Source organism: Streptomyces californicus (assembly GCF_000717645.1).
Classification (GTDB): domain Bacteria; phylum Actinomycetota; class Actinomycetes; order Streptomycetales; family Streptomycetaceae; genus Streptomyces; species Streptomyces californicus.
This window is the reverse complement of sequence record NZ_JNZZ01000043.1, coordinates 21,132-28,489: the sequence shown is the minus strand read 5'-3', so window position 1 is coordinate 28,489 and position 7,358 is coordinate 21,132. Positions and strand designations below refer to the sequence as shown.

The 7,358-nt window shown below is 74.2% G+C and carries 6 protein-coding genes; 2 read left to right on the top strand and 4 right to left on the bottom strand.

Going from position 1 to position 7,358, the window contains the following annotated elements; genetic code table 11:
- Together IF19_RS0133010 and IF19_RS0133005 are read left to right on the top strand one after the other, a co-directional pair.
- Positions 1 to 616, top strand: a 616-nt coding sequence (locus IF19_RS0133010; RefSeq protein WP_030290250.1) for a peptidoglycan-binding protein, incomplete at its 5' end; no start/stop codon positions are given.
- Positions 617 to 738: 122 nt separating this feature from the next.
- Complete coding sequence (locus IF19_RS0133005; RefSeq protein ID WP_030119524.1) at positions 739 to 1,308, top strand: GNAT family N-acetyltransferase; 570 nt, start codon at positions 739 to 741, stop codon at positions 1,306 to 1,308.
- An 18-nt stretch (positions 1,309 to 1,326) separates the two neighbouring features.
- On the opposite strand, the gene IF19_RS0133000 is transcribed toward IF19_RS0133005, so the two are convergent.
- From IF19_RS0133000 to IF19_RS0132985, 4 genes are all read right to left on the bottom strand, one after another.
- On the bottom strand, positions 1,327 to 1,794 hold the full coding sequence (locus IF19_RS0133000) for an anthrone oxygenase family protein (protein ID WP_030119523.1): 468 nt from the start codon (positions 1,792 to 1,794) through the stop codon (positions 1,327 to 1,329).
- A gap of 179 nt (positions 1,795 to 1,973) precedes the next feature.
- On the bottom strand, positions 1,974 to 3,647 hold the full coding sequence (locus IF19_RS0132995) for a vWA domain-containing protein (RefSeq protein WP_032748652.1): 1,674 nt from the start codon (positions 3,645 to 3,647) through the stop codon (positions 1,974 to 1,976).
- 138 nt (positions 3,648 to 3,785) lie between these two features.
- Positions 3,786 to 4,688, bottom strand: a complete 903-nt coding sequence (locus IF19_RS0132990) for an ABC transporter permease (protein ID WP_030277940.1) — start codon at positions 4,686 to 4,688, stop codon at positions 3,786 to 3,788.
- Complete coding sequence (locus tag IF19_RS0132985; RefSeq protein ID WP_030277939.1) at positions 4,685 to 7,339, bottom strand: alpha/beta fold hydrolase; 2,655 nt, start codon at positions 7,337 to 7,339, stop codon at positions 4,685 to 4,687. Before IF19_RS0132985 ends, IF19_RS0132990 begins: the two co-directional genes overlap by 4 nt.
- Positions 7,340 to 7,358 lie beyond the last annotated feature (19 nt).

Genomic DNA, 7,358 nt, shown 5'->3' with positions numbered 1-7,358 from the left:
GAACGGCCGGGCCAACCACGCCGGACTCGGCGACGACGACGTCCTGCGCGCCGTCATCGCGGAGAAGGCGCTGCCTCCGGACAACGAGGCCAACACCGACGGCAACCGCCATTTCTACGGCTTCGAATGCGTCAACCTCGGTGACGGCAAGGACCCGTGGCCGGCCGCCCAGCTTCTCGCGATCGAGCGGGCGTCGGCGGCGGTCTGCCGGGCGCACGGCTGGTCGGAGCGGTCGGTGATCGGCCACCTGGAGTGGCAGCCGGGCAAGGTCGATCCTCGCGGGTTCAGCATGAACGGGATGCGCGGCCGGGTCGCGAAGCGGCTGGGCGGCGCGCCGGACGGCCCCTCCGATCCGCCGCCCCGGCCGACGTACGAGCCGTTCCCGGGATCCGCGTTCTTCAAGGTCGGCCGCAACAGCGCGATCGTCACGGCGATGGGCAAGCGGCTGGTGGCGGAGGGCTGCGGCCGGTACACGGTGGGCCCGGGGCCCGCCTGGTCCGAGGCCGACCGGAAGTCGTACGCCGCCTGGCAGCGCAAGCTGGGCTACACGGGCGGCGACGCGGACGGCATTCCGGGGAAGACCAGTTGGGACCGGCTGAAGGTGCCCAACGTGTGACGGCTCCCGCCCCGTACGCACAGGTGACCGCCCTTCTCCCGCCGGGAGGGGGGCGGTCGCCTATGCTGCCCGGCGGACCGGCCCGTCGGTGAGGTCCGGACGAGCGCGGGGGGAGCGGCGTGATGGCGGCCGAGGTGAGGACGGTGGAGCCCGGGGAGCTGCCCCGGTACGCCGAGGGCGTCCGCGACGTGTACGCGCGGGCCTTCGCCGGCCCGCCCTGGCACGAGGACCCGGCGCAGGCCGCGGTGTACACGGAGCGGCTGGCGCGGGACGCGCTCCGGCCCGGGTTCACGGCGGCGGTGTCGGTCTCCGCCGGGACGGTGAGCGGTTTCGCCACGGCGTGGACCACCCCGGAGGTCTTTCCCGCGGACCGCAGTTACGGGCAGGTCGCCGAGGCCCTCGGGCCCGAACGGACCCGGGCGTGGCTGTGCGGGGCGCTGGAGGTGAACGAACTCGCGGTGGCCCCGGAGGCGCACGGGGCGGGGATCGGCGCCGGGTTGCTGGAGGCGGTCACCGCGCGGGCGCCCGGGGGCCGTTGCTGGCTGCTCACCTCCGTACGGGCGGAAGCGGCGCTGCGGCTGTACGAGCGGACCGGCTGGCGGCGGGTGGCCGCGCCCGTGCCCGGGAAGGCCGCGCTCGTGGTGCTGCTCGGCCCCGGCCACCCGGGCCGGGGCGACGCCTGGGCGCCCTGAGGGCTGTCCCGGCACCTCTCAGAGCGCGACGACCAGCAAGGCGCACGCCACCAGGGAGAACGCCGTGCGCACCTGGTGCAGGGTGTTCCAGCGAGGTTCGAAGGCGGCGCGCGCCGCGCTGTCGTCGCCGCCCTCGGAGGCGGCGAGGGCGTTGTTGAGCGGGATGTTCCCGACGACGGTGATCGCGTGGCCGATGACCGCGCAGACCAGCGCCGCCAGGACGGCGGGCCCGGACACCGCGTCGTGCTCCCCGAGGCCCGTGAAGAACGCGGCGGCCGGCAGGGCGACGACGCCGAGGAAGAGGACCAGGAAGGCCGGACCGGGCACCTTCTCGTTGAACCTGCGCATGGCGGCGGTGAACTGTCGGTCCGCCAGTTCGGCGAGGCCGGGCATGACCGCGATCAGGAAGGCCAGCATGAAGCCCGCGTAGAGGCCGTTGACGATCGTGGCGAGCGCCAGGAGGAGGGAAGTCATGGCGGACATCATGACCGGGAACAGCGGTTCGCAGGAGTCCTTTTCCGGTGGCGCGCCCGCCGCACGTCCACGCCCGGCGACCGTCCGCGCCCGCCGCCCGTCCACGCCCGCCGACCGTCCCGTCCGCGCCCGGCGGGCGGCAGCATGCGGACGGCGGCGTGCGACCTGCGGGCGGGGCCCGGTCTGCGGCGTCAGCCGATCTCGCCCTCGTCCGGCCCCCGCCCGTCGCCCGTTCCGGCGCCGCCCGCGATCCGGTCCGCCTGGCCGATGGCCGTGGCCAGCTTCCGCACCGAGCTGTCCTCGGTCGACTCCGCCAGATCGGATGCGCGGGAAGCGAGTTCGCTGAGATCCGGCGCTCCGGGCAGGTCGCCGCCCCGCAGGTGGTCGGCGAAGTAGGCGGCCACGGCGGCCACTTGCAGCCGGTCTCCCGTGGCGTCGCCCCACAGAGGTCCTTCGAGCGCCCCGGTCCGTACGGTCCCGGTCTCCTCGCGCGCCTTGCGGGACGCGGGGTCGAGCCAGCGCACGGTCGCCGTGGCCACCGTGCCGGACGCGCCCTCGCGCAGCCGTACGGCGTACAGAGCGGTCACCGTGTGGCCGGGGCCGACCTCGCCGCCGTCCACGCCGTCGTCGCGGAAGTCCTCGTCGGCGACCTTGCGGTTCTCGTAGCCGATCAGCCGGAACTGCCGGACGGTCTTCCGGTCGAACGCCACCTGGGCCTTGGCGTCGCGGGCCCGGATCTCCAGGTGGGCGGGGAGCTGGTCGACGAAGACCTTGCGGGCCTGCTCCTCGTCGCCGACGTAGGTGGTGTTGCCGTCGCCCTTGTTGGTGAGCCGCTCCATGAACGCGTCGCCGTAGTCGCTGCCGACGCCCACGCCGAAGAGGGTGATGCCGTACTCGCGCCGGGCCGAGTCGATCTTCTTCAGGATGCTCTCCGCCTCGGTGTCGCCGGTGTTGGCGAGGGCGTCGGAGAGGAGCACCACCCGGTTGGTCGCGCCCTTGCGGTGGCCCTCGACCGACTCCTCGTAGCCGAGGGTGACGCCGGCCCCGACGTTGGTGGATCGGGCCGGGCGCAGCTTCTCCACCACGTCCTTGATCCGGTTCCGGTTGCCCCCGAGGCGGGTCATCGGCAGCCGGGTCTCGGCCTCGTCGCTGAAGGTGACCAGGGCGAGGGAGTCGTCGTCGCGCAGTTCGTCGGTGAGGATGTCCAGGGACGTGCGGACCAGGTCGAGGCGGCCGGTCTCCGCCATGGAGCCGGAGATGTCGACGACGAACGTGAGCGCCGCGGGCGGGCGCTCGGCGGTCGTCGGGGCGGCCTCGGTGGCGAGGCCGACGCGGAGCAGCGACCAGTCGGAGGCTCCGCTTCCTTCTCCTCCGGCCTTGTCCGCGCCCTTGCGGGGACCGATCCGCGCCCCGTCGACGTTCAGCGCGAAGCCGGGCCCCTTCGGCCGCTCGTACCCCTGGCGGAAGCTGTTGACGAACTCCTCGGGCCGGACGTCCCCGGGCGACGGGAGCCGGCCGTCGCCCAGGGTGCGGCGGGCGTAGCCGTAGCTCGCGGTGTCCACGTCCAGGGCGAAGGTGGAGAGGTAGTCGGGCGCCTCGGGTTTCGGCCGGGCGGTGTCGGCGGCCCCTTCGCCTCCCGGCGCGGCCGACCGGCCGGTCCCGGGCGCCGCCGCGTCCGGCGCGGGCGCTCCGCCGCCGGTCGCCCCCTGCCCCTGGCGCTTGCCCGAGCTGAGGTCGGGCGCGGTGCCCGAGCCGTCGTCGGAGGCGGAGCAGGCGGTGAGCGCCAGGGCGCCCGCCAGCAGGAGCGCCACCGCCCCCGCCCGGCCTCCCGCCCGCCGCTGGTTCCGTCGGCTGGTCCGGTGCATGCGTAACCCCCCAGGTCGTCACGGTGTCCTCGACATCTGTGAATGTGACGTACGGGGCCGCCGACCGGAGTCGACGAAAGCGTTGCGGAACCGTCTCGATGCGGCAACGGGGGGCGGGAGCCCGGCGGAACATCGGGGTCAGGACACGATGTCCTTACGGCTGAACCCGCGGAAGGCCAGCGCGAACAGGATCAGGGCGTACGTCACCGAGATCGCCGCCCCCTTGACCATGCCGCCCCACTCCACCTGGGGCTGGAGCGCGTCGGCCCAGGCGAACTGCCAGTGCGCGGGCAGGAAGTCGCGCCAGGAGCCGAGCGCGGTCACCGCGTCGAGCACATTGCCGACGATGGTGAGGAAGACCGCGCCGCCGACCGCGCCTAGCGGTGCGTCCGTCCTGGTGGAGAGCCAGAACGCGAGCCCGGCGGTGACCAGTTGGGAGACGAAGATGAACGCCACGACGATCATGAGGCGGGGCACGGTGTCGCCGGCGGCCACCGCTCCCCCGGTCGGCAGCTTCAGCGGGCCCCAGCCGTAGGCCGCGGTGCCCGCCGCGAGCGCGACGACCGGCAGCAGCACCATCGCGGCGAGGCTGAAGCCCAGCGCGACGACGAGCTTGGACCACAGCAGCCGGACGCGCGGCACGGGTGCGGCGAGCAGGTAGCGCAGCGAGGACCAGCTCGCCTCGGAGGCGACGGTGTCCCCGCAGAACAGGGCCACAGGGATCACCAGCAGGAATCCGGCCGAGACGAACAGCGAGGTGGCCGCGAAGTTCGCGGCGGACTCGGTCGCCACGTCCATCAGGTTGATCCGGCCGCCGCCCCGGCCGCCGTCCTCGCCGTCCGGCGTGCCGCCGATCGCGAAGGCGATGATCAGGATGAACGGGAGGGCGGCGAGCACCCCGCCCATGAGCAGGGTGCGGCGTCGGCGCAGTTGCCGCATGGCCTCCACGCGGAGCGGGAGCGTGCGCCCGGCGCGGTAGCCGGGGGCCTCGGGGTGCTCGGCCGCCACCCGGGCCTCGGGGGGCTGGACGGGGGCGCTCATGCTGCTCCTTGGGAGATCAGGGTGAGGAAGGCGTCCTCCAGGCGGCGGTGCGGGCCGACGCCGGTGACCGGGACGTCGAGCCGGACCAGGTCGGCGACGAGCCGTGCGGTGGTGGCTCCGTCCAGGCGGACGAGGAGGCCGCGCCGGTCGTCGGTGCGGGCGGCGGAGCCGATGCCGGGCAGGGCGGCGACCTTCTCCGCGAGCGGCTCGGGCACCTCCTCCGCCGTGGTCACCAGGATCATGTCGCCGGAGCCGGTGATCTCGGCGACCGGCCCGGCCTGGACGAGCCGGCCCCGGTCCATGACGACGAGGTGCGTGCAGGACTGCTCCACCTCGGACAGCAGGTGGCTGGAGACGATCACGGTTCGGCCGCCGGCCGCGTACCGGATCATCACGTCCCGCATCTCACGGATCTGCGGCGGGTCCAGCCCGTTGGTCGGTTCGTCGAGGATCAGCAGGTCCGGCAGGCCGAGCATGGCCTGGGCGATGGCGAGGCGCTGCCGCATGCCCTGGGAGTACGTCCGCACCGCACGGGCCAGCGCGTCGCCGAGCCCGGCGATCTCCAGGGCCTCGTCGATGTGGGCGTCCTCGGCGGGGCGGCCGGTGGCCTGCCAGTACAGGTCGAGGTTGGCGCGCCCGGAGAGGTGCGGGAGGAAGCCCGCGCCCTCGACAAACGCGCCGACGCGCGAGAGTACCGGCGCACCCGGGCGGATGGCCTGCCCGAAGACGCGGATCTCGCCCTCGTCGGGGGTGATGAGCCCCATGAGCATGCGCAACGTGGTGGTCTTTCCCGCCCCGTTGGGGCCGAGGAGTCCGAGCACCTGGCCCCTCTCGACGCGGAAGGACAGCTCGCGCACCGCGTACCGGTCCACCGACTTGGCGTACTTCTTGGAGAGCCCGGTGATCCGGAGCGGCACATCGGCGAGTTCGGGGTCCGGCGCGGGGGTCGCGGTGCGGCGGCGGGCGGTGAGCAGGAGTGCGGCCGCGATGACGAGGGCGGCGGCCGGGAGGCCCCAGGTCCACCACGGGAGCGCGGCGGCGGCGGTCTTCACTCCGGGCGCGGTGGGGACGGTCAGCGGTCCGTCGGCGGTGACGGTGTACGTGGCGGGTTCGGCCGGGGACGCGTAGCCGAGGTCGGTGGCGGAGAACACCAGCCGCATGCGGTGTCCGGCGTCGAACTCGTGGTCCACGGCGGGCAGCGCCAGCTCGATCGGCCTGCCCTGCCGGTCGGGGGTGATCCGGTAGGGGGCGACGAGCTGGTGGGGCAGCACCTGTTGCCTGCCGTCCGGCGACACGTCGTACACCTTGCCGAAGAGCACGGCGTCCCGGCCGTCGTCCGCCGTGACGTTCACCGTGACGGTGGGGGTGCCGGTGACGCGTACGGAGGTGTCGAGCGGGGCGGACTCGAAGCGGGCGAACTGCCCGGGGAAGTCGAGCGAGAGGCCGACGCCGAGGGAGGAGAGCCGGGCGAGGCCGCCGCCGACGCCGGGCACGGCGGAGATGGCGGGCGGTGAGGCTCCGGCCGGGTTGCGGAGGGTCTTGGTCCCGCCGCCGACGGCGATGTCCCGCCCGCCGGCGCGCAGCCCCGGGTAGGTGTCGCCGGAGGCGCCGCGCAGGAGGGCGGCCCCGTCGGTGGAGTCGACGCCTCCGGTACGGCTGACGCGGAAGGCGGGGCCGGTGGAGGCGCCGGTGTCCTCCTTGAGGTACCGGTCGAACCAGGCGCCGATCCGGCCCTGGACCCGGCCGGCCTCGTTGTCGCCGCCGTCGTGGCCGCCCGCGGTCCAGTCGACGGAGACGGGTGCGCCGTTGGCGCCGATGGCCTTCTGCATGGCGTCGGCCTGGCCGAGCGGGAAGAGGGAGTCGGACTGGCCCTGGAGGAGGAGCGAGGGGACGTCGATGCGGTCGGCGACTGCGGACGGGGAGCGCTCGGTGAGCAGCTTGACCGCTTCCGCGTCGGGCTTGCCGCTGACGGCGACCCGTTCGTACATCTCGCAGAGCCGCTTCTCGAAGCGTTCGCAGCCGCCGCCCGTCGTGATGAAGATCCCGGCCCAGAGCTTCTTGAACACCCCGTCGGGGAAGAGGGCGTCGGCGAGGTTCCAGTAGGTGATCACGGGGGCGATGGCGTCGACCCGCTCGTCGTGTCCGGCGGCGAGCAGGGAGACCGCCCCGCCGTAGGAGGCCCCGGTGAGGCCGACGCGGGGGTCGCCCTCGCCGTCCAGCTCGACCTCGGGGCGGGTCGCCAGCCAGTCGATGAGCCGGGAGACGTCCTTGACCTCATGGTCCGGGTCGTTGAGGGAGATCTTCCCGCCGGACTTCCCGAATCCGCGCGCCGACCAGGTCAGTACGGCGTACCCGTCGGCGGCGAGCTTCTCGGCCTGGGCCCGTACGTCGTTCTTGCTGCCGCCGAACCCGTGGCCGATGAGCACGGCGGGCCGCTTGCCGGAACCCTCCGCGTGGAAGTACGAGGTGTCGACGGGCACCCCGTCCATGCGCAGTGTCCGGTCCTCGCGCCGCACGGTGGGCGATCCGTCGTCGGCGACGGCGGTCCAGACGCCGCCGCCCACGAGCACGGCGAGCGCGGCGCCGACCGCCGCCCACCGGCCGGGTGTGCGGGGCAGCAGCCGCCGCCGTCGAACAGTAGGGGTCTCCATCCTCCGACCCTAAACGGAG